Raw genomic sequence first — 23545 nt, forward strand, 5'->3', positions numbered from 1 at the left:
CTCCTCCAGGACCGCCACGCCGGCGGAGCCGTGACGCTCGTAGAAGGCCGACTGCGGTTTGACGGCGGCCACCCGGCCCCCCAGCGCGTCCACGACCCGCAGGGAGAACTCGCGCAGCCCGGCGGCGGGCGGCTGCGCTGGTTTCCTGGGGCGGCGGCGCGTGGTGGATGATGGGCTCATGAGCGAGTCCACGACGTCCCCCCGCGCCGTCGTCCTGGCCGGCCCGACCGCCGTCGGCAAGGGCACGGTGGTCGCGGAGCTGCGACGGCGCCACCCCGACCTGTACGTCTCCGTCTCCGCCACGACCCGCCGCCCGCGGCCGGGGGAGGCCGACGGCGTCCACTACCACTTCGTCACCGACGAGCAGTTCGACCGGCTCGTCGCCGAGGGCCAGATGCTCGAGTGGGCCCTCGTGCACGGGTGCTGCCGCTACGGCACCCCGCGCGGGCCGGTGCAGGCCGAGCTCGACGCCGACCGCCCCGTCCTGCTCGAGATCGACCTCGACGGCGCCCGGCAGGTGCGCCGCACGCTGCCCGAGGCCCTGCTCGTCTTCCTGGCCCCGCCCAGCTGGGACGAGCTCGTCAACCGGCTGGTCGGCCGGGGCACCGAGGACGAGGCCGAGCGCGAGCGGCGCCTGCTCACGGCCCGCACGGAGATGGCGGCAGTCGGTGAGTTCGACCACGTCGTCGTCAACGACACCGTGGCGCGTGCCACGGACGAGCTCGAGGGCCTGCTCGGCCTCGCGGGCTAGACTGTCCCGGTTACCGCACGGCCTGTCAGGGCCGGTCACGCGCTCAGAAAGCAGGTCACGCACATGCTCGGTACCTCCCCCCAGCCCGAGGGCATCACGAACCCGCCGATCGACGACCTCCTGGAGAAGGTCGACTCCAAGTACGGGCTCGTGGTGGAGGCCGCCAAGCGCGCCCGCCAGATCAACAGCTACACCCAGCAGCTCGAGGACAACCACCTCGAGTTCTTCGGCCCCCTCGTCGATGCCGAGACCGAGGAGAAGCCGCTGGGCATCGCCTTGCGCGAGATCGCCGAGGACAAGCTCGAGGTCATCCCGGGCGAGGTCGCCCGCGCCCGCCGCGCCGAGGCCGAGGAGGCCCGCCGGGCCGCCGAGGCGGACATGTTCTCCGACATCTCCCTCGACACCCCGCTGTCGCTGGGCGAGGAGGGCCCGGCCACCAGCCTGGACGACATCCAGTTCTGAGGCCCGGGCCTCCCGTGGAGCAGCAGGTGAGCACGCGCGCCGCGTCCCCGACCGGGACGCGGCGCGTCGTCGTCGGGGTCTCCGGGTCCATCGCCGCCTACAAGGCGCCCACGGTGGTACGGCGCCTGCGCGAGGCCGGCTGCGAGGTCAAGGTGGTCGCCACCGAGGCGGCCCTGCGCTTCATCGGCGCCCCCGCCCTGGCCGCGGTGGCCGGGGGCCCCGTGTCCACCGGTGTCTTCGACGACCCGGCGGCGGTCGAGCACGTGGCCGTGGGGGAGTGGGCCGAGCTCGTCCTGGTCGCCCCCGCCTCCGCGGACCTGCTCGCCCGGGTGGCCGCCGGGCGCGCGGACGACCTGCTCACCGCCACGATCCTCACGACGACCGCCCCCGTGCTGCTCTGCCCGGCCATGCACACCCAGATGTGGCTCAACCCGGCGACCGTCGAGAACGTGGCCACCCTGCGCCGCCGCGGCCTGGGCGTCCTCGACCCCGCCGACGGGCGCCTGACCGGCCGGGACTCCGGCACCGGGCGCCTGCCCGAGCCCGAGGCCATCGCCGCCGAGGCCCTGCGCGTCCTGGCCGGGCGCCACGCGCGCGAGACCGAGGGCCCCGGCCTGGCCGGGCGCCACGTCGTCGTCTCCGCCGGAGGCACCCGCGAGCCGCTGGACCCGGTGCGCTACCTCGGCAACCGCTCCTCCGGGCGCCAGGGCACCGCCGTCGCCCGCGCCGCCGCCGCCCAGGGGGCCCGGGTCACCCTCGTGGCCGCAAACCTCGACGCCGACGTCCTGCGCGACCTGCCGCCGACGGTCAGCGTCGTCGGCGTCGGCACCGCCCTGGAGCTGCAGGACGCGGTGCGGGCGGCCTGCACGGACGCCGACGCCGTCGTCATGGCGGCCGCCGTCGCCGACTACCGCCCCCGCAGCGTGCACGGTGCCAAGATCAAGAAGCACGGCCTCGCGCCGGGCGAGGAGGGCGGGGCCGCCGGACCGGCCCCCATCGAGCTGGTGGAGAACCCCGACGTCCTCGCCGGCCTTGTCAGCCGCCCGCCGCGCACCGACGGAGGGCGCACCCTCGTCGTCGGCTTCGCCGCGGAGACCGGTGACGCCGAGGGCGACGTCCTCGCCCACGGCGCCGCCAAGGCGCGGCGCAAGGGCGCCGACCTGCTGGCCGTCAACGCGGTCGGCCAGGGCCTGGGCTTCGGCGACGTGCCCAACGCCGTCGTCGTGCTCGACGCGGCTGGCGCCGAGGTGGCGCGCGCCCGGGGCTCGAAGGACGAGGTCGCCCGCGCCCTCGTCGCGCTGGTCGCCGGGCGCCTGGCCGGTGCCTGAGGCCCGGGGCCGGCGGACGTGCGCCGACGCACAGTGACGAGGCCGCTCGGGGCCCGGTCCGTGTCCTGGCCCGCCGGTAGTCTGGGCGGGTGAACTCCTCCCTCCGCCTCTTCACCTCCGAGTCCGTCACCGAGGGCCACCCGGACAAGATCTGCGACCGGATCTCCGACTCCGTCCTCGACGCGATCCTCGAGCAGGACCCCGCTGCGCACGTCGCCGTCGAGACCATGATGACCACGGGTCTCGTCCACGTCGCCGGAGAGGTGACGACGAGCGCCTACGTCGAGATCCCCCAGATCGTGCGCGACGAGATCGTCGCCATCGGCTACGACTCCTCCGACGTCTGCTTCGACGGCCGCTCCTGCGGCGTGTCCATCTCCATCGGCCAGCAGTCCCCGGACATCGCCGCCGGCGTGGACAAGGCCCTCGAGGTCCGTGGGGAGGGCGTCGGCCTCGACCCGCTCGACGCCCAGGGCGCCGGGGACCAGGGCCTCATGTTCGGCTACGCCTGCACGGAGACCAGCGAGCTCATGCCGCTGCCCATCCACCTGGCCCACCGCCTCGCCGAGCGCCTGACCGCCGTGCGCAAGCAGGGCGTCATCGAGGGCCTGCGCCCCGACGGCAAGACCCAGGTCACCATCGGCTACGAGGGCGACCGCCCCGTCAGCCTGACCAACGTCGTCATCTCCACCCAGCACGACGAGGACCGCAGCCGCGCCTGGCTGACGGACGCCCTGACCGAGGAGGTCCTCGTCCCCGTGCTCGTTCTCGAGCAGGCCAAGGGCCTCGACCTCAACGTCTCCGGCGCCAAGGTCCTGGTCAACCCCTCGGGCCAGTTCATCATCGGCGGCCCGGCCGGGGACGCGGGCCTGACCGGCCGCAAGATCATCGTCGACACCTACGGGGGCACGGCCCGCCACGGCGGTGGCGCCTTCTCCGGCAAGGACCCCTCGAAGGTGGACCGCTCCGGCGCCTACGCGATGCGCTGGGTCGCGAAGAACGTCGTCGCCGCCGGCCTGGCCGGGCGCTGCGAGATCCAGGTCGCCTACGCCATCGGCTCCGCGCACCCCGTGGGCCTGTACGTCGAGACCTTCGGCACCGAGACGGTCCCGGTGGCGAGGATCCAGGCCGCCGTGCAGGAGGTCTTCGACCTGCGCCCGGCCGCGATCATCCGCGACCTCGACCTGCTGCGGCCGATCTACCGCACGACCAGCGCCTACGGGCACTTCGGCCGCCCCGGCTTCACCTGGGAGGACACGAGCCGCGCAGCGGACCTGCGCGCCGCGGTCTGATCGCGCAGGACCCGGACGGCAGGGACACGTCACCGCAGGCAGTGGAAGGAGGGACGATGAGCGGGCTCGGCCAGCAGGACGCGCTGCTCGTGGCCCCCGCCCCGGCCCACCGCCGTGTCACCGGTGACGGCGTCCTCAACCCCGTCGCCCGGGTGCTGCTGGACTCCGGCGTGCCCCACCTGGACCGGCTCTTCGACTACCTCGTCCCGCCCGAGCTCGACGTCGCCGCCGCCGAGGGCGTGCGCGTCGTCGTCCGCTTCGGTGGCCAGGAGGTCCACGGCTGGGTGTGGGAGCGCGCCGGCACGACGACGCACACCGGCCGACTCGCCCCCGTGCGCCGCGTCGTCTCCGACCTGCCGGTCGTGCCCGAGCGCACCCGCAGGCTCGTCGAGGCCGTCGCCGCCCGCACCGCCGGCACCCGCTCCGACGTGCTGCGCCTGGCCGTGCCCACCCGGCACGCCACCACCGAGCGCGCCGTGCGAGCAGAGCACGCCGGGCACGCAGTCCACCCGCGCCGGCCCTCCCGCCCCCAGGCCGGCCCCACCGGCTGGGGCGCCTACACCGGTGGCGCCGAGCTCCTGGACGCCATCAGCGACGGCCACGCCCCCCGGGCCGTCCTCACCGCCCTGCCCGCGCGCGAGGGCGTCCTCGACAGCTGGGAGGGCCTGCTCGCCCAAGCCGTGCGGGCCAGCCTGTCCGGCGGCCGCGGCGCCCTCGTCGCCGTCGCCACCACGGCCCAGGCCGAGGCGCTCGCCGAGCGGCTCAGTGAGGACCTCGACGGCGAGGAGGTGCTCGTCCTCAGCGCCGAGCACGGGCCGGCCCGCCGCTACCGCGTCTTCACCCGGCTCCTGCTGGGCCACGCCCGCGTCGTCGTCGGCACCCGCGCCGTCGCCCTCGCCCCCGTGGCGGACCTCGGCCTGGCCGTCATCTGGGACGACGGCGACGACCGCCTCGACGAGCCCCGCGCCCCCTACGTCCACGCCCGCACCGTCCTGGCCCTGCGCAGCGGGCTCGAGCACTGCGCCCTGCTCGTCGCCTCGCGCACGCGCAGCGTCGAGGCCCAGTCCTACGTCCTGCAGGGCTGGGCCCGCGACCTCGAGGCCCCGCGCCCCCTCATCCGTGCCACCGTGCCCCGGGTCGAGGTCCCCGGCGACAGCGAGCTCGGCCGTGAGGGCGCCAGCGGCCGTGCCCGCATCCCCTCCCTCGCGCACCGCGCGCTGCGCGAGGCCCTCGACCACGGCCCCGTGCTCGTCCAGGTCGCCCGGTCCGGCTACGCCCCCGTCGTCGTGTGCGCCACGTGCCGCGCCGTCGCCCGCTGCCGCGCCTGCTCCGGCCCGCTGTCGATGAGCCGGCGCGGCGAGGCCGCCTGCCGCTGGTGCGGGCGCCCCGGGGCCGGCTGGGCCTGCCCGCACTGCGGCGGTGAGCGCCTGCGCATGGCCGGCTCGGGCTCCGTGCGCACGGGTGACGAGCTCGGGCGCGCCTTCCCGGGTGTGCCCGTCGTCGTCTCCGGCACCCGCGCGGACCACGGCGTCGTCACCACCGTGGACGCCAGAGCCCGGATCGTCGTGGCCACCCCCGGTGCGGAGCCCGTCGCCGAGGGCGGCTACACGGCCGTCCTCCTGCTCGACGGCGCCGTGCTGTCCTCGCGTCCCGAGCTCGGGGCCTCGAGCGAGGCCCTGCGCCGGTGGGCCAACGCCGTCGTCCTGGCCCGCCACGACGCCCGGGTCATCCTCCTGGGCTCCCCGGACCTGGCCGTCTCCCAGGCCCTCGTGCGCTGGAGCCACGCCGGCTTCGCCGCCGAGGAGCTGCGCGAGCGGCTCGAGCTCGAGCTGCCGCCCGCCGTGCGCTGCGCCCGCCTCGACGGCCCCCTGCCGGCGGTCGAGGCATACCTCGAGGCGGCACGGGCCCGGGGCTGGGACGTCCTCGGGCCGGTCCACGCGCCGCAGCCGGTGGCCCGGCCCACCAGGGGAGGGGCGCCGGCCCCCGAGCACGTGCGCGCCCTCGTCCGGGTCCCGCTCACCCAGGGCCGCGAGCTGGCCGAGGCGCTGCGCCTGCAGTCGCGCGAGCGCTCCGTGCACCGCCAGGACCCCGTGCGCATCGAGCTCGACCCCACGGTGCTGTGGTGAGCCCGCGCCAGGCGGTTGAGCGGACGGGGCCCGGTACCCCGGGGCAGCGCGCCGGTAGCATGGGGGACCAGCGGCACCGAGCGTGAGGAGACGCCGTGGAGCACACCAGCAACCCTGCCCGGGACGTGATGGCCGAGAGCAGCCCGGCCCGCGATACTGGTCACGGCACCGCGCCCGTCGACGCCGTCATCCTCGACTGGGGCAACGTCCTGCACCGCTGGGAGGCGCACCGGGCCGTCGAGGGCCGGGTCGAGCCGGCCGTGTGGGAGGAGATGACCACCACCGGCGAGTTCACCCGGTGGAACCGGCTGTGGGACGCGGGCGCCACCCTCGAGGAGGTCCTGGCCGCCGTCGGAGCCGAGCAGCCGGTGCGCACCGACAAGGTCGAGGCCATGCGCACCTACTGGGAGCACTTCGACGAGACCCTCACCGAGCCCGTCCCCGGCACCGTGCCCCTCGTCCGGGCGCTTCTGGACGCCGGCACGCCCCTGTACTGCCTGACGAACTTCAACCACCTCCTGTGGCACCACGGGCGCGAGCGCGTGCCCGAGCTCGCCCGCTTCCACGGCGTCGTCGTCTCCGGCGAGGAGCGCCTGGTCAAGCCCGACGCCCGCCTCTACCGCCGCCTGCTCGACCGCTACGGGCTGGCCGCCGGGCGCACCCTCTTCGTGGACGACTCCGCCGCCAACACCGCCGGGGCCGGTGCCGTCGGCCTGGTCACCCACCACTTCACCACCGCCGACGCGCTGCACGAGGACCTGGCCGCACGGGGCCTGCTGCCCACCGCCGTAGACTGAGACCCATGCGTGTTCTCTTCGCCGGCACCCCCGAGGTCGCCCTGCCCGTGCTGCGCGCCCTCATGGACCACGAGGAGCACGACGTCGTCGGGGTCCTCACCCGGGCCGACGCCCGCCGGGGCCGTGGACGCGCGCTGCACCCCTCACCCGTCGCCGCCCTGGCCCGCGGGGCCGGCCTCGACGTGCGCACCCCCACCACCCTCAAGGACGAGGACACGCAGGCCTGGGTGCGCGGCCTGGACGCGGACGTCGCCGTCGTCGTCGCCTACGGCAGGCTCGTGCCCCCCGGCCTGCTCGACGTGCCCGCGCACGGCTGGCTCAACCTCCACTTCTCCCTCCTGCCCGCCTGGCGCGGCGCCGCCCCCGTGCAGCGGGCCGTCATGGCCGGGGACCGGGTGACGGGGGCCAGCGTCTTCCGCCTCGAGGCCGGCCTCGACACCGGGCCCGTCTACGCCGCACGCACTGAGCCCGTGGGCGCGCGCGACACGGCCGGCGACCTACTGGACCGGCTCGCCGCCGACGGCGCCCCCCTCGTCCTCGACGTGCTCGACGCCCTGGCCCGCGGCACCGCCGTCGCCACCGCGCAGGCGGAGCAGGGCGTTAGCCTCGCCCCCACGCTCTCACCGGCCGACGGCGAGGTCGACTGGAGGCGCCCGGCCGAGGAGATCGACCGGCAGGTCCGTGGCGTCACCCCCGCCCCCGGCGCCCGCACCACCTACCTCGGCCTCCCGCTGCGCCTGGGCCCGCTCGTGCCCGCCGCCGACGGCGCCGCGCCCCTGGCCCCCGGCGAGCTGCACGTGACCAAGCGTGACGTCCTCGTGGGCACCGGCACCACCGCCCTGAGACTGGGGCGGGTGGCACCGGCGGGCAAGAGCTGGATGGAGGCCGAGGCCTGGGCCCGCGGCGCACGCCCCGCGCCCGGCACCCGGCTGGGTGCCGCCGACGACGGGCAGGTGCGCTGATGGGCGGCCACAACGGCGCACGAGGAGGCCGCGGCGCGGGCCCAGGCGGCGGACGCTCACACGCCGGCGCCCAGCGGCGCGGCCAGGGACGCGAGCGCGGTCAGGGCAACCAGGCCGGGCGCCGCCACCCCGCACGCGCCGCCCACCACCGGGCCGACGGCCCCGGGCAGCGCTCCGGGACCCGTGCCACCGATGGCGGGCGCACCGGTGGGGGCACGCGCCGCCACGAGGCGGACCCGGCGCGCCTCGTGAGCCTCGAGGCCCTCACGCGGGTGCGCGAGGACGGCGCCTACGCCAACCTCGTGCTGCCCCCGCTGCTCGACGACGCCCGTCTGGGCCGCCGCGACGCCGGCTTCGCCACGGCGCTGACCTACGGCACCCTGCGCCTGCGGGGCCGCTACGACGCCATCATCTCCCGCTGCGTGGACCGGCCCCTGGACAAGCTCGACGGCGTCGTCCTCGACGTCCTGCGCCTGGGCGCCCACCAGCTGCTCGGCATGCGCGTGGCCACCCACGGCGCCGTGGACGCCACCGTCAGCCTTGCCGCCCACGCCGCCGGGCGGGGAGCCGCCGGGCTTGTCAACGCCGTGCTGCGGCGCGTGGCGGACAAGGACCTGGCCAGCTGGCTCGAGGAGGTCACCGCCGAGGCCCCCGACGCCCTGGCCGCCCTGTCGCTCACCGAGTCCCACCCCCTGTGGGTGACCCGGGCCATGCGTCAGGCCCTCAGGGCCCACGGGCGCGAGGAGGACGAGCTCGCCGCCCTGCTCGCCGCCGACAACACCGACCCGGCCGTCGTCCTGTGCGCCCGCCCCGGGCTCATCAGCCCCGAGCAGCTGGCCCGTCAGGTCGAGGCCGCCACCCGCACCGAGCCCCGTCCTGGTGACCTGAGCCCCTACGCCCTCGTCATGGACGGGGGAGACCCCGGCCGCGTGGAGGCCGTGCGCCGCTCACGCGCGGGCGTGGAGGACGAGGGCTCCCAGCTCGTCGCCCTCCTGCTGTCCGAGGCCCCCCTGGAGGGACGCGACGAGAACTGGCTCGACCTGTGCGCGGGCCCCGGCGGCAAGGCGGCGCTGCTGGCCGCCCGCGCCGCCCAGCGCGGCGCCCGACTCGTCACCAACGAGGTCAGCCCTCACCGCGCCGCTCTCGTGCGCTCCGCCGTGCGCGCCGTGCCCGAGGGCGTGGTCGAGGTCCGCTGCGAGGACGGGCGCGACTATGGCCCGGCCGAGCCGGGCCGCTACGACCGGGTGCTCGTCGACGCCCCCTGCTCGGGGCTCGGCTCCCTGAGGCGCCGCCCCGAGGCCCGCTGGCGCCGCGAGGCGACGGACGTCACCGAGCTGGCCGGCCTGCAGCGCGAGCTGCTCACCAGCGCCCTGGGGGCGGTGCGCACCGGGGGCCTCGTCGCCTACGTCACCTGCTCGCCGCACCTGATGGAGACCCGCCTGGTGGTCCAGGACGTCATGAGGCGCCTGGCCCGCCAGGGTCATGAGGTCGGGCTCCTGCACGCCGGCGACGTCGCCACCCGTGTGGCGCCCGTGCCGCCGGCCGGGGCCCGCGACGAGATGCTCCAGCTGTGGCCGCACCTGGACGGCACGGACGCCATGTTCTGCGCGCTCCTGCGGCGGACCTCCTGACCGATGAGCGCCTGCCCCGTCCCGCATGTGAAGGAGCCCCGATGACCTCGCGCGTCGCGATCCACCCCTCGATCCTCAACGCCGACCAGGCGCACCTGGCGGACGAGCTCGCCCGTGTCGAGGGCGCGGACGGCCTCCACCTCGACATCATGGACAACCACTTCGTCGACAACCACTTCGGAGGCCCCTCCCTCGCCCAGGCGGTGCTGGCGCACACGAGCCTGCCGGTGGACGCCCACCTCATGATCGAGGACGCGGACCGCTGGGCCCCCCAGTACGCGGAGATGGGCTGCGCGCTCGTCACCGCCCACGCCGAGGCCACCAAGGCGCCCTTCGTCCTGGCGCGCGAGCTGCACCGTCTGGGTGCGGGCGCGGGTCTCGCCCTGCGCCCGGCGACGCCGCTGAGCGCGGTCGAGCCGGTCCTGGCCGAGATCGACCTCCTGCTGCTCATGACCGTCGAGCCCGGCTTCGGCGGACAGTCCTTCATCGACCTCATGCTCACCAAGGTCGCGGCGGCGCGCCGCCTCATCAGCGAGCAGAACCTCGAGCTGCGCATCCAGGTGGACGGCGGCATCAACCGCTCGACGATCGAGCGCGCGGCCGAGGCGGGGGCCACGGTCTTCGTGGCGGGCTCGGCGGTCTACGGGGCCGAGGACGCCCTGGCGGAGGTCGAGCACCTGCGCGAGCTGGCCTCCCGGCACTGCCACTGAGCAGTCTTGTAGATAACCTCTCAAACTCCTCCGCGATCTCCTCACTCCCGCTCGCGGTGGCGATCCGCCCCGCGATTCCGCGGAACGGCGTCATGGGAACAACATGCGGGACACGTTTTGTGCGATGCCCACAAGTGACCCTCGCTTGGATCCCCCTCTAACGTGGAGCTGCTGCCGCAGCCACGTCTGACCCTTGTGCGCAACGTGCTGTGACGGCACCGCCGGACGGGCACGCCCGTCAGCGCGACCACGCTGGCACGGCCGTCCGGTCCGGAAGACCGACCGGACCCCTCTTTGTGGGGGACCACGATCTTCGTCAGAGCGCCGAGACACAGAGGAGCACCGTGCCCACGAGAGCGACCACCAGGGTCCTTGACCGCGTCCTCATCGCCAACCGCGGCGAGATCGCCCTGCGGGTCATCCGGACCGTCCGCGACCTCGGCGGCACGTCGATCCTGCCCTACACCCCCGAGGACCTCATGTCCCCGGCCGCCGAGCTCGCCGACGAGGCCTACGCCCTGCCCGAGGGCAGCGGCTACACCGACGCCGGCGCCGTCCTCGCCCTGGCCCGCGAGACCGGGGCCCAGGCCATCCACCCCGGCTACGGCTTCCTGTCCGAGGACGACGCCTTCGCCCAGGCCGTCATCGACGCCGGCATCGCCTGGGTCGGCCCCAGCCCCGGCGCCATGCGGGCCCTGGGGGACAAGATGAGCGCCCGGGCCACCGCCGAGAGGGCCGGCGTCGCCCCCGTGCCCGGCATCACGGGCTCGGTCACGCAGCCCGCCACCGTCATCGCCTTCGCCGCCGAGCACGGTTACCCCGTCGCCCTCAAGCGCACCGACGGCGGCGGCGGACGCGGCATCACCGTCCTGACCGACGACGACGAGGCCCGCAGCACCCCGGCCTTCGCCTCCGCCTCGGCCGGCGGCGCCACCCTCATCCTCGAGAAGTTCGTCACCGCCGCCCGCCACGTCGAGACCCAGTGCGCCCGCGACGCCCACGGCTCCTTCGCCGTCGTCTCCACCCGCGACTGCACCCTCCAGCGCCGCAACCAGAAGCTGCTCGAGGAGGCCCCCGCCCCCTACCTGCCCCCGGGCACCCACGACCGCCTCGTCGAGGCCTCCCGGCGGCTGCTCGAGACCGTCGACTACGTCGGCGTCGCCACCTGCGAGTTCCTGCTCACCCCCGAGGGCGACCTGTGGTTCCTCGAGGTCAACCCCCGTCTCCAGGTCGAGCACTGCGTCTCCGAGGAGGTCACCGGCACCGACCTGGTCGAGACCCAGCTGCGCATCGCCGCCGGAGGACCCCTCGGTCCCGTCCCCGAGGTCCGCGGCCACTCGGTCGAGCTGCGCCTGACCTGCGAGGACCCCGCAGCCGCCATGGCCCCCTCCACCGGCACCATCACCCGCCTGCGCTGGCCCGCCGGACCCGGCATCCGCATCGAGTCCGGCGTCGTCGAGGGCGACGTCGTCACCCCCCTCTTCGACCCCATGCTCGCCAAGATCGTCGTCACCGGGGCCACCCGTGAGCAGGCCCTCGCCCGGGCCCGCCGCGCCCTGCGCGAGACCGTCGTCGAGGGCGTCACCGTCTGCACCGCCCTGCACGAGCACGTCCTGTCCCGCCCCGAGCTCACCGGCCCCGACGCCGAGGGCGCTCTGGGGGTCACCACCCGCTGGATCGAGAGCTCCGTCCTGCCCGTGCTCACCGCCCCGGCCGCCGCCGCGGTCCCCGTCATCGGCGAGGTCCCGGCCGCGGACACCAGCGCCGGGCACGCTCCGCGCACCCGCTCGAGCTACGTCATCGAGCTCAACGGCCGACGCCTGAGCCTCACCCTGCCCGACGGCATCCTCGGCGGGCCCGGGGCCCGGCACAACATCGGGGCCCGGCCCCACCGGGCCCCCCAGCCGCTGCGCTCGCGCTCACGCGCCCGCGCCGCCCTCGCCGTCGACGGCGGGGCCCTCGCCCCCGACGGCGTCATCGCCGCCCCGATGCAGGCGATCGTCACCCGCATCTGCGTCGAGCCCGGGGCCCGCGTCCACGAGGGCGACCTCCTCGTGGTCCTGGAGTCCATGAAGATGGAGAACTACGTGCACGCCCCCCACGACGGCGTCGTCGAGGCCGTCGACGTCAGCGCCGGCCAGACCGTGAGCGCCGGCGAGGAGCTGGTGCGCCTGGCCGGGCAGCCGTCTGACGAGCCAACCGGCGGGCCGGCCGCCGGCGTGCAGAAGGACTGAGACATGACCACCACCGCCACCCCGGGCGCCCCCGGCGCCGCCGCCCCGGCCCCGTCCACCGCGGCGGGCGCCCTGCCCCTGGCGCAGACGATCGCCGGGGCCCCGGCCACCGAGTCCTTCCGCCGCAGCGCCGAGCGCATCGCCCGCGCCGCCGAGGACACGGCCGCCGAGCGCCAGCACGCCAAGGGAAAGCAGACCGCCCGCGAGCGCATCGACGCCCTGCTCGACCCCTCGACCTTCCTCGAGATCGGCCGCTACACCGGCTCCGGGGCGGGGGAGCGGGCCCGCCCCAGCGGCGTCGTCACCGGCTTCGGGCAGGTCGACGGCCGCCAGGTGGCCGTCTACTCCCAGGACTTCTCCGTCTCCGGCGGCGCGCTCGGCGCGGTCGAGGGCGACAAGATCGTGCGCCTGCTCGACGACGCCCTGCGCCTGCAGATCCCGGTCATCGGCCTCATCGACTCCGGCGGCGCCAAGATCCAGGAGGGTGTGGCCGCCCTGCGCCAGTACGGGCGCATCTTCAACCGCACCTGCGCCGCCTCCGGGCTCGTGCCCCAGATCAGCGTCATCCTCGGCCCCTGCGCGGGCGGCGCCGTCTACAGCCCGGCCCTGACGGACTTCGTCATCGCCACCCGCGAGGCCTCCCACATGTTCGTCACCGGTCCCGACGTCGTGCGCGCCGTCACCGGCGAGCGCATCAGCGCCGAGGACCTGGGCGGGGCCGACATCCACGGCTCGGTCTCCGGCGTCGTCCACTACGTCGCCGAGGACGAGGCCGACGCCCTGGCGCAGGTACGCACCCTGCTGGCCTACCTGCCCTCCTGCGCCGACCAGGACGCCCCCCGCTACGCCTACGACGACACCGACCGGGTCCAGGACTGCCTGGCCGCCGCCGGCGTCGGGGCCCTCGTGCCCGCCTCCACCCGCCAGGCCTACGACGTCGTCGACGTCGTGTCGGCCCTGGTGGACCACGGCGAGCTCGTCCAGGTCCAGGAGGACTTCGCCACCAACGTCGTCGTCGGCTTCGCCTGCTTCGAGGGACGGCCCGTGGGTGTGGTCGCCAACCAGCCGATGGTGGACGCCGGCACCCTGGACGTCGACGCCTCCGAGAAGCTGGCCCGCTTCGTGCGCTTCTGCGACGCCTTCGGCCTGCCCGTCGTCACCTTCGTGGACGTGCCCGGCTACCGGCCCGGCGCCGAGCAGGAGCACGCGGGCATCATCCGCCGCGGCGCGAAGGTCATCAACGCCTACGCCACCGCCACCGTCCCGCTCGTCACCGTGGTCCTGCGCAAGGCCTACGGCGGCGCCTACATCGTCATGGGCTCCAAGGCGATCGGCGCCGACCTCAACTTCGCCTGGCCGGGCGCCCAGATCGCCGTCCTGGGCGCCGCGGGCGCCATCGGCATCATCCACCGCCGCGAGCTCGCCCGTGTGTGCGACGAGCAGGGCGGGCAGGCTGCGGCCGCAGAGCAGGAGCGCCTGGTGCGGGAGTACGAGGACAGCGTCATCAACCCGGACAAGGCCGTCGCCATCGGCGAGATCGACGCCGTCATCGCCCCCGAGGACACCCGCACCGTCATCGTCGACTCCCTGGCGGCCCTGGCGGCCAAGCGGGACGCGGCGCGCACGTCCGGCAAGAAGCACGACAACGGTCCCCTGTGACCACCCCGCGCGAGCACCAGGACACGAGGACACCCATGAGCGACCCGACCACCACGACCACCACCGGCAACCAGACCCCCACGACTGAGGACCGCATGAGCAGCCAGCCCACCACCACCCGCACCACGACGGCCGAGCGCCTCGCCCAGGGCGAGGCCTACGTCCTCACCCTCGGGGGGCAGGCCACCCCCTGGCGCGCGACCCTCAGCGAGCTGGCCAGCACCGACCGCGACCTCGCCGCGGGGCTCGTCGCCCTGGACGAGGCCGTCTGCCGGCTCCTGGCCCCGGTCTCCACCGACCTGCTCGTCGTCACCCCCCGCGGGGCGCGGCTGCTCGACAACGACGCGACCCCCCTGAGCCCCGCCACCGCGGCCGCCGACACCGCCGACGTCTCCGTCCCCGGCATCCTCATGGCCCAGCACGCCGTCCTGTCCTGCCTGCCGGCCGCCGGTGTCAACGTCCTGGGCGAGGCCGCTCCCGCCCAGGTGGTCGGCCACTCCCAGGGCGTGCTCGGCGTCGCCCTGCTCCAGGCGCTGTCGAGCACCGTCAGAGGCGACCGTGCCACCGACGCCGGCCCGGGCAGCCTCGGCAGCACCGTCCCGGCGGTCGTCGAGGTCCACGCCCTGGCCCGCCTCATCGGCGCCGCCGCCGCCCGCACCACCCAGCGCCTGGGGCTCGGCACCACGGGCACCAGCACCCCGATGCTCTCTGTGCGCGGCGTCACCCGCGACGTCCTGGACTCCGTCCTCGCCCGGGTCCCGGGCCTGGCCGGTGATCACGCGGTCACCGTCGGCGTCGTCAACGGCCGCCAGGCCCACATCCTCTCCGGCCGCCCCGCCGACCTCGAGCGGGTCGTCACCGCCCTGGAGCAGGCCGCCGCCCGCTCCGCCGAGGACCGCAGGGAGCGCCGCCGCGGCGGCGCCGTCCTGGCCCCCGTCACCGAGTTCCTGGCCACCTCCGTGCCCTTCCACACGCCCCTGCTGAGCCAGGCCGTCGCCGACGTCGTCGCCTGGGCCGGGCGCTGCGGCATCGACACGGACCTGGCTCGTGACCTCGCCGTCGCCGTCCTCACCGACCCCGTGGACTGGCCCGCCCTCGTCACCCGGGCCCTGGCCGCCGCGGACGCCCGCCTCGTGCTCGACCTCGGCCCCGGCACCGTCCTGGCGCGCCTGACCGAGGCCGTCGTCGCCGGCACCGGCACGGGCGTCGTCGCCGCCGGCACCGCCAGGGCCCTGGACGAGCTCGACCGCCCCGGCGCCGCACCCGCCACGAGCGTGGACCGCTCCCGCTTCGCCCCGCGCCTGACCCGCCTGCCCGACGGCCGTCTCACCCTGTCCACCGCCTTCACCCGCCTGACCGGCCGCTCGGCCGTCCTCCTGGCGGGCATGACCCCCACGACCGTCGACGCCGAGATCGTCGCGGCCGCCGCCAACGCCGGCTACTGGGCCGAGCTCGCCGGAGGCGGCCAGGTCACCGCCAAGGTCCTGGCCGACAACCTCGCCTCCCTCGAGGCCCAGCTGGAGCCCGGGCGCACCGCCGCCTTCAACGCCATGTTCATGGACCGCTACCTGTGGAACCTCCAGCTCGGCACGCAGCGGTTGCTGTCCAAGGCCCGCGGGGCCGGCACCCCCATTGACGGCATCGTCGTCTCCGCCGGCGTCCCCGAGCTCGACGAGGCCGTCGAGCTCATCGAGCGCCTGCACGCCGAGGGCTTCCCGTACATCGCCTTCAAGCCCGGCACGGTGGACCAGATCCGCCAGGTCATCGCCATCGCCCAGGCCGTCCCCGGCGCCCAGGTCATCATGCAGGTCGAGGACGGCCACGCCGGAGGCCACCACTCGTGGGAGGACCTGGACACCATGCTCCTGGCCACCTACGACGCCGTGCGCGCCCACGAGAACATCGTGCTCGTCGTCGGCGGTGGCATCGGCACCCCCGAGAGGGCCGCCCGCTACCTCACCGGCGCCTGGGCGCGCCGCTACGGCACCGCCGACGCCCCCGTGGACGGAGTCATGGTGGGCACGGCCGCCATGACGGCCCTGGAGGCCAGGACCAACGAGGACGTCAAGCAGCTGCTCGTGGACACCCCCGGCATCACCGAGGAGACCCAGGGCGCCGTCGACGGCTGGGTCGCCTCCGGCGCGTCGGCCGGAGGCATGACCTCGGGCCTGTCCCACCTGCGCGCCGACCTGTACGAGATCGACAACTCCTCCGCCCGGGCGGCCCGCCTCATCCAGGTCGTCGCCGGCGACGAGCAGGCCGTGGCCGCCCACCGCGACGAGCTCATCGCCGCCATGGCCCGCACGGCCAAGCCCTACTTCGGCGACGTCGAGGCCATGACCTACCTCGCCTGGCTCACCCGCTACGCCGAGCTCACCGTCAGCCCGCACGAGGGCCGCGCCGCCACCGAGACCGACTGGATGGACGAGGGCTGGTACGACCGCTTCCTCGACATGCTCCACCGCGTCGAGGCGCGCCTGAGCCCGGCCGACCACGGGCGGGTCCCCACGCTCTTCGAGGACCACGCCGCCGTGCTCGACTGCGACGCCGCCCTGGCCGCCGTCGCCGAGCACTACCCGGCCGCCGCCACGACCCTCGTCGAGCCCGCGGACGCCGCCTGGTTCGTCGACCTGTGCGCCAAGCACCCCAAGCCCTGCCCCTTCGTGCCCGTCCTCGACGCCGACATCCTGCGCCGCTGGGGCCAGGACTCCCTGTGGCAGTCCCAGGACCCGCGCTACACGGCCGACCAGGTGCGCATCATCCCCGGCCCGACGGCGGTCGCCGGCATCACCACGGTCAACGAGCCCATCGGCCACCTGCTGGGCCGCTTCGAGTCCGCCGCCGTCGAGGCCGTCCAGGCGGCCGGCGCCACCGAGCAGGCCGCCGCCGGCCGCCTGGGCGCCACCGCCCCGGCCGTGAGCGCCGCACCGGTCAAGGACGCCGGCGAGCTCGTCCGCTCCGCCCCCCACGTCCTGTGGAACGGGCACCTGACGACCAACCCGGCCCGTGTGCTCGATGACGGCGCCTACGATCTCGTCCACCGCCCCGACGTCGCCGAGGACGCCTACGACCTCGACATCCACCTCGACACCCACTGGGACGCCACGCCCGGCGGTGAGGCGGTCCACGCCGTGCGCCGCCTCGTCGTGCCCCTGCGGCTGGCCGCCGCCTGGGACGGGGCCGCCCCCCTGGTGGACCCCGAGCGCATCAGCGAGACGATGAACGAGCTCCTGCGGGCCACCGCCGGCGTCGGCTCCGTCTCCGCCGCGGGGGACCGCATCGAGGCCCTGCCCCGGGTCGTGGCACCCGTCGAGGGCGCCGTCGACGCGCTGGGGCGCCCCACCACCCAGCCCTTCGGCACCGTCCAGGACTCCTTCACCCTGGCCGCCACCCTCGGCAGCGACCACGCCGCCGTCACGGCCGACGCCCTGCCCTCGGGCCTGAGCGCCGCCGGCCTCGTGCCCGACGCCCTCCTGGGCCCGTGCTGGCCCACCGTGTACGCCGCCCTCGGCTCCGTCGTCGAGGAGGGGATGCCGCTCATCGAGGGCCTGCTCGGCGCGGTCCACCTCGACCACACCGTGGACCTGCGCCGCCCGCTGGCGGAGCTGGCCGCCTGGGCGGGCCCGCAGGCGCGGGTGCGCGTGGACGGGTGGGTCGCCGCCCTGGAGGAGTCCAGCGCCGGGCGCGTGGTCGACGTGCGCCTGCAGCTGACCGACGCCTCGGGCGGTGAGCAGGACGGTGAGGTCATCGCCCTCATGCGTGAGCGCTTCGCCATCCGCGGGCGCGCCCACGGCACGGCCGTGCCCTCCTCGCCCGAGCTCGCCGGCGGCACCGGCCGCGAGGTCGAGCCCGCCGCCCGCAGGCTCCTGCGCCGCGTGCGCGTGAGCGCACCGACGGACATGACCGCCTTCGCCCGTGTCTCGGGCGACTACAACCCCATCCACACGAGCGACCACGCCGCCAGGGTCGCGGGCATGAGCGCCCCGCTCGTGCACGGCATGTGGCTGTCCGCCACCGCCCAGCAGGTCGCCGCCTCCACCGGCGCCGACGGCCAGCACCACGTGCTGGCCGGGTGGACCTACGTCATGCTCGGCACCGTCGAGCTCGAGGACGTCGTCGAGGTCTCGGTCGAGCGCACGGGCCTCGTGCGCGGCGGCGGCATGGCCCTGGAGGTCACCTGCCGCATCGGCGACGAGGTCGTCTCACGCGGCACCGCCGTCACCGTGGCCGAGCCCACCGCCTACGTCTTCCCTGGGCAGGGCATCCAGGCCCAGGGCATGGGCCTGGACGAGATGAGCGCCTCGAGGGCGGCCCGCCAGGTGTGGGAGCGCGCTGACGCGCACACCCGCGCCGAGCTCGGCTTCTCCGTCATCAACCTCGTGCGGGACAACCCGACCGAGATGACGGCCCGGGGCACCACCTACCGCCACCCCGAGGGCCTGCTCAACCTCACCCAGTTCACCCAGGTGGCCCTGGCCACCGTCGCGATGGCCACCGTGGCACGCCTGGAGGAGGCCGGCGCGCTCGTCGAGGACGCCGCCTTCGCCGGCCACTCCCTGGGCGAGTACACGGCCCTGAGCGCCTACGGGCGCGTCATGCCGGTGGAGACGACGATCTCCATCGTCTTCCAGCGCGGCTCCACGATGCACGGCCTGGTCGAGCGCGACGAGCACGGCGCCTCGGGCTACCGCATGGGGGCGCTGCGCCCGGTCATGGCCGGTGTCCGCGCCGAGGACGTCGAGTCCTACGTCGCCGGCGTGGCCGAGGCCTCGGGCGAGTTCCTGCAGATCGTCAACTACAACCTCGCCGGCCAGCAGTACGCGGTCGCCGGCACGGTGAGGGGCCTGGAGGCCCTGGCCCGCGACGCGCGCGCCCGGGCCGAGGCGCGGGGGGCGAAGAACCCCTTCATGTACGTGCCCGGTATCGACGTGCCCTTCCACTCCGAGGTGCTGCGCCCCGGCGTGCCCGAGTTCCGTGAGCGCCTGCTCGCCCTCATCCCTGAGGACCTGGACCACGAGCGTCTCATCGGCCGCTACGTGCCCAACCTCGTCGCCCGCCCCTTCGCCCTCACCCGGGACTTCGCCGAGTCGGTCCTGGCGGTCGTGCCCTCCGAGCCCGTGCGCGAGGCCCTGGCGGACTGGCCCGCCCGCGCCGCCCGGCCGCGCGAGCTCGCCCGCCTGCTCCTCGTCGAGCTCCTGGCCTGGCAGTTCGCCTCCCCGGTGCGCTGGATCGAGACCCAGGACGTCCTCCTCCGCTCCCCTCAGCAGGGCGGGCTGGGCATCGAGCACCTGGTCGAGGTGGGCCTGGCGGCCTCGCCGACGCTGGCCAACATGGCGGCGCGCACGCTGCTCCTGCCGGCCCACGCCGGGCGCCGCGTCGTCGTGCACAACGCGCGCCGCGACGAGTCACGGGTCCTGGCCACGGACACGGACCCGGCGGTCGAGGAGGTCATGGACGACGCCCTGCCCGGGGCTCCCGCCGCGGGCACGGCGCCGGCTGCCCCGGCCGGCCCGGCCGCAGGCCCCGCGGACGCCCCCGCCGCGCTGCCCGAGCCGGCAGCCGAGACCTCACCGGCCGCCCCGGTGGAGCCCGCCGTCGCCTCCGGCCCGGTGGAGGACCTGCCCTTCGGCGCCACGGACGCGCTCACCGTCCTGCTCGCCCACGCCGCCCGCCTGGCCCCCGGCCAGATCGGCGCCACCGACACGACCGAGACCCTGACCAACGGCGTCTCCTCGCGACGCAACCAGCTTCTCATGGACCTGGGCACCGAGCTCCAGCTCGCCTCCATCGACGGCGCCGCCGACGCGGACATGCCCTCGCTGGCCGCCATCGTCGCCAAGGGGGCCCCCGGGTACAAGCCCTTCGGCCCGGTGCTCACCGACGCCATCCGCTCCGGCCTGGGCCGTCTGCTCGGCCCCTCGGGCGTGCGCGCCACCCGCGTGGCCGAGCGCGTGAGCGCCACCTGGGGCCTGGGGGAGGGCTGGGTCTCCCACGTCACCGCCGCCCTGTTCCTGGGCACCCGCGAGGGCGCCTCCGTGCGCGGAGAGGACCTGGCGACCCTGGGCTCCTCGGCCCCGCTGGGCTCGGTCGGCGCGGTCGACGCCCTCATCGACAAGGCCGTCCAGGCGGTGGCCGCCGACCACGGCGTCGCCGTCGCCAAGCCCTCCGCCGGTGGGAGTGCGGGTGGGGCCGTCGTCGACTCCGCCGCCCTGGACGCCTTCAGCGAGACCGTCACCGGTGAGACCGGCGTGCTCGCGAGGACGGCCCGCACCCTCCTCGAGGCGCTGGGCCTGGCCGCCCCCGCCGGCGCCAGCGCCCAGGCCCTGGCCGAGGAGGAGGCGGAGGCCGCCACCACGCAGGCCCTGGTCGCCGCCGTCGACGCCGAGCTGGGCCCCGGCTGGCTCGCCTCCGTCACCGCGGCCTTCGACCCGCGCCGCGCCGTCCTCATCGACGACCGCTGGGCCACCGCCCGCGAGGACCTGGCCCGTCTGGGCAACGGTGAGACGCCCCTGTCGCAGGCGCGCGAGCGACTGGCCCCCGCGCGCTTCACCGGCCTGGGCCGGGCGGTGGCCGACCAGGCCGCCTGGTGGGCGCAGCGGCTCGAGGACGAGGGCGACGCCGAGCGCGCAGCCCTGGCCCGGGCCATCGGCGAGGCCGCCCGGACGGCCCCGGAGCCCGGCTCGGCGCAGGTGCGCTGGGCCGAGGACGTCGCCGTCGTCACCGGCGTGGCCCCCGGGTCCATCGCCGCGGCGGTGGTCGGCGCCCTCCTGGCCGGAGGCGCCACCGTCATCGCCACCTCCTCGCGCCTGACCCACGAGCGCCTGTCCTTCGCGACCTCGCTCTACCGTGAGCACGCCGCCGCCGGGGCCCGGCTGTGGGTCGTGCCGGCCAACCTCGCCTCCTACCGCGACGTCGACGCCCTGGCCGAGTGGGTCGGGCGCGACGAGGTCGTCACCTCAGGCGGGACCTCCACCCTCGTCAAGGAGGCCCTGGTCCCGACCCTCCTGTTCCCCTTCGCCGCCCCGCGCGTGTCCGGCACGCTGGCCGACGCCGGCCCCGAGGCCGAGTCCCAGACGCGCCTGCTGCTGTGGAGCGTGGAGCGCACGATGGCGGCACTGGCGGCCATCGGCACGGACACCCACGTGGACCACCGCCTTCACGTCGTGCTGCCGGGCTCGCCCAACCGGGGGACCTTCGGCGGCGACGGCGCCTACGGCGAGGTCAAGTCCGCCCTGGACGCCGTGGTCAACCGCTGGTCCTCCGAGCGCGCCTGGGCGCAGCGCGTCACCCTCGCCCACCCGCGCATCGGCTGGGTGCGCGGCACCGGCCTCATGAGCGGCAACGACCCGCTCGTGGCCGCTGTCGAGGCCGCGGGCGTGCGCACCTGGGCGACCGAGGAGATCGCCCACGAGCTCCTGGCCCTGTGCCTGCCCGAGGTGCGCGCCGCCGCCGTCCAGGCACCGGTCGAGGCCGACCTCACCGGGGGACTGGGCGAGGGGGTCGACCTCGTGGCCCTGCGCGAGCAGGCCGCCATCGCCCAGGGCAGCGGGACGGACGGGGCGGCGGAGCCGGCCTCGGTGCCCGCCCTGCCCACCCCGCTCACCCCGGTGCAGCCCACCGCCCCCGGCTGGGGCGAGGTCACCACCGACCTGGAGGACATGGTCGTCATCGTCTCCACCGGCGAGGTCTCCACCTGGGGAACCGCCCGTACCCGCCGCGAGGCGGAGCTGGGCATGAGCGGTGGCGACGACGTCGAGCTCACCGCCGCGGGCGTGCTCGAGCTCGCCTGGGGCATGGGCCTGCTCACCTGGCAGGACTCCCCGGTGGCCGGCTGGTACGACACCGACGGCGAGCTCGTCGGCGAGGACGAGGTGCACGAGCGCTACCGTGACGAGGTGGTCGCCCGCTGCGGCATCCGCCAGTTCACCGATGACGGGGTCATCGCCCCTGAGGCCGAGATCGACGTCGCCGTCTACCTCGACACCGACATCACCCTGAGCGTGCCCGACGAGGCCACCGCCCGATCCGTGGCGCAGGCCGACCCCGAGCACACGCTCATCGCCGCGGACCCCGGCACGGGGGAGTGGACGGTCACCCGCCTGGCCGGCTCCCTCGTGCGCGTGCCGCGCCGGGCCGCGCTCTCGCGCACGGTCGGCGGCCAGATGCCCACGGGATTCGACCCGCGCAGGTGGGGCATCCCCGCCTCGATGGTCGAGGGCATGGACCCCATCGCCTCGTGGAACCTCGTGACCGCGGTGGAGGCCTTCCTCGCGGCCGGGTTCACTCCCGCCGAGCTCCTGCGGGCCGTGCACCCCTCCGACGTCGCCTCGACGCAGGGCACGGGCTTCGGCGGCATGGAGTCGATGCGCAAGATGTTCGTCGGCCGGCTCCTGGACGAGGAGCGTGCCAGCGACATCCTCCAGGAGGCCCTGCCCAACGTGGTGGCCGCGCACGTCATGCAGTCCTACGTCGGCGGCTACGGCTCGATGGTCCAGCCGGTCTCGGCCTGCGCCACCGCCGCGGTCTCGGTGGAGGAGGGCTTCGACAAGATCGCCCTGGGCAAGGCGGAGGTCGTCGTCGCCGGCGCCATCGACGACATCTCGGTCGAGTCGGTCGTCGGCTTCGGCAACATGAGCGCCACCGCCGAGGCGGCCGCCATGCGCGCCAAGGGCATCTCCGACCGCCACTTCTCGCGGGCCAACGACCGTCGGCGCGGCGGCTTCGTCGAGGCCGAGGGCGGCGGCACGGTCATCCTGGCCCGCGCCTCGGTGGCCGCCCGGATGGGCCTGCCGGTCGCCGGCGTGCTCGGCTTCGTCTCCTCCTACTCCGACGGCGCCCACACCTCGATCCCCGCCCCGGGCCTGGGCGCGCTCGGCGCCGGCCGCGGCGGCACACGCTCGAGGCTGGCCAGGGCGCTGGGGGCGCTGGGCGTGGAGGCGGACGACATCGCCGTCGTGTCCAAGCACGACACGTCCACCAACGCCAACGACCCCAACGAGTCCGAGCTGCACACCCGCCTGGCCCGGGCCCTGGGGCGCCGCGAGGGCAACCCGCTGGTGGCGGTCTCCCAGAAGTCGGTGACCGGCCACGCCAAGGGCGGTGCCGCTCTGTTCCAGATCGCGGGCCTCACCGAGATCCTGGCCACGGGGGTCGCGCCCGGCAACGCCAGCCTCGACGTCGTGGACGCGCCGCTGGCCGAGGACGCCTTCTGGGTGTGGCCGCGCACGCCGATCTCGCTGCCCACGCGCGGCGGGGTGGTGCGCGCCGGCCTGCTCACGAGCCTGGGCTTCGGGCACGTCTCCGGGCTCATCGCGGTGGTCCACCCCGGGGCCTTCGAGGCGGCGCTGCGCCGGGCCGGGGGCCAGGAGGCGGTGGAGTCCTGGCTCGCCAGCGCGAACCGTCGTCTGGCGGAGGGCTCGCGCCGCCGCCGGGCCGGCATGATCGGGCGCGCCTCGCTCTTCGAGCCGGTGGAGGACCGCCGTCTGGGGGAGAAGTCACCCGGTCGGGACCCGCACGAGGTCGAGGCCGCCGTGCTGCTCGACCCCGAGGCCCGCCTGGGCGCTGACGGCGTCTACCACGCGGGACTGTGAGCC

12 protein-coding genes and 1 pseudogene are annotated in these 23545 nt (G+C 75.7%); 12 read left to right on the plus strand and 1 reads right to left on the minus strand.

All coding sequences use genetic code 11. The annotated features are described in order from the left end of the window. Window positions 1-180 (minus strand): annotated as a pseudogene (locus tag H6X67_RS08520) (hypothetical protein); the annotation flags it as partial. On the opposite strand from H6X67_RS08520, the gene gmk reads away from it, so the two are divergent. From gmk to H6X67_RS08580, 12 genes are all read left to right on the plus strand, one after another. Continuing rightward, on the plus strand, window positions 179-751 hold the full coding sequence (gene gmk / locus H6X67_RS08525; RefSeq protein ID WP_249367522.1) for a guanylate kinase: 573 nt from the start codon (window positions 179-181) through the stop codon (window positions 749-751). The pseudogene H6X67_RS08520 and the gene gmk sit on opposite strands and share 2 nt — an antisense overlap. Before the next feature lie 63 nt (window positions 752-814). Beyond that, complete coding sequence (gene rpoZ, locus H6X67_RS08530) at window positions 815-1213, plus strand: DNA-directed RNA polymerase subunit omega (protein ID WP_249367521.1); 399 nt, start codon at window positions 815-817, stop codon at window positions 1211-1213. A 26-nt stretch (window positions 1214-1239) separates the two neighbouring features. Continuing rightward, complete coding sequence (gene coaBC, locus H6X67_RS08535) at window positions 1240-2541, plus strand: bifunctional phosphopantothenoylcysteine decarboxylase/phosphopantothenate--cysteine ligase CoaBC (RefSeq protein WP_249367520.1); 1302 nt, start codon at window positions 1240-1242, stop codon at window positions 2539-2541. Window positions 2542-2630: 89 nt separating this feature from the next. Continuing rightward, window positions 2631-3833, plus strand: coding sequence for a methionine adenosyltransferase (gene metK, locus H6X67_RS08540; protein WP_249367519.1), 1203 nt, complete (start codon window positions 2631-2633; stop codon window positions 3831-3833). A 56-nt stretch (window positions 3834-3889) separates the two neighbouring features. Continuing rightward, window positions 3890-5959 carry a primosomal protein N' family DNA-binding protein gene (locus tag H6X67_RS08545; protein ID WP_249367518.1) on the plus strand — a complete coding sequence of 690 codons (2070 nt, stop codon included), beginning with the start codon at window positions 3890-3892 and terminating at the stop codon, window positions 5957-5959. A gap of 95 nt (window positions 5960-6054) precedes the next feature. After that, window positions 6055-6756, plus strand: a complete 702-nt coding sequence (locus H6X67_RS08550) for an HAD family hydrolase (protein WP_249367517.1) — start codon at window positions 6055-6057, stop codon at window positions 6754-6756. A 5-nt stretch (window positions 6757-6761) separates the two neighbouring features. Further along, complete coding sequence (gene fmt, locus H6X67_RS08555; protein ID WP_249367516.1) at window positions 6762-7718, plus strand: methionyl-tRNA formyltransferase; 957 nt, start codon at window positions 6762-6764, stop codon at window positions 7716-7718. A 248-nt stretch (window positions 7719-7966) separates the two neighbouring features. After that, window positions 7967-9349, plus strand: coding sequence for an RsmB/NOP family class I SAM-dependent RNA methyltransferase (locus tag H6X67_RS08560; RefSeq protein ID WP_311765836.1), 1383 nt, complete (start codon window positions 7967-7969; stop codon window positions 9347-9349). A 41-nt stretch (window positions 9350-9390) separates the two neighbouring features. Next, window positions 9391-10059: a ribulose-phosphate 3-epimerase gene (gene rpe / locus H6X67_RS08565; protein ID WP_249367514.1), complete on the plus strand. Its 669-nt coding sequence runs from the start codon at window positions 9391-9393 to the stop codon at window positions 10057-10059. A 344-nt stretch (window positions 10060-10403) separates the two neighbouring features. After that, window positions 10404-12293, plus strand: a complete 1890-nt coding sequence (locus H6X67_RS08570) for an ATP-binding protein (protein ID WP_249375275.1) — start codon at window positions 10404-10406, stop codon at window positions 12291-12293. A 3-nt stretch (window positions 12294-12296) separates the two neighbouring features. After that, window positions 12297-13952, plus strand: coding sequence for an acyl-CoA carboxylase subunit beta (locus tag H6X67_RS08575; protein ID WP_249369292.1), 1656 nt, complete (start codon window positions 12297-12299; stop codon window positions 13950-13952). 95 nt (window positions 13953-14047) lie between these two features. After that, complete coding sequence (locus H6X67_RS08580) at window positions 14048-23542, plus strand: type I polyketide synthase (RefSeq protein WP_249375405.1); 9495 nt, start codon at window positions 14048-14050, stop codon at window positions 23540-23542. Window positions 23543-23545: the final 3 nt, after the last annotated feature.

Source organism: Actinomyces sp. AC-20-1, assembly GCF_023369555.1.
Classification (GTDB): domain Bacteria; phylum Actinomycetota; class Actinomycetes; order Actinomycetales; family Actinomycetaceae; genus Actinomyces.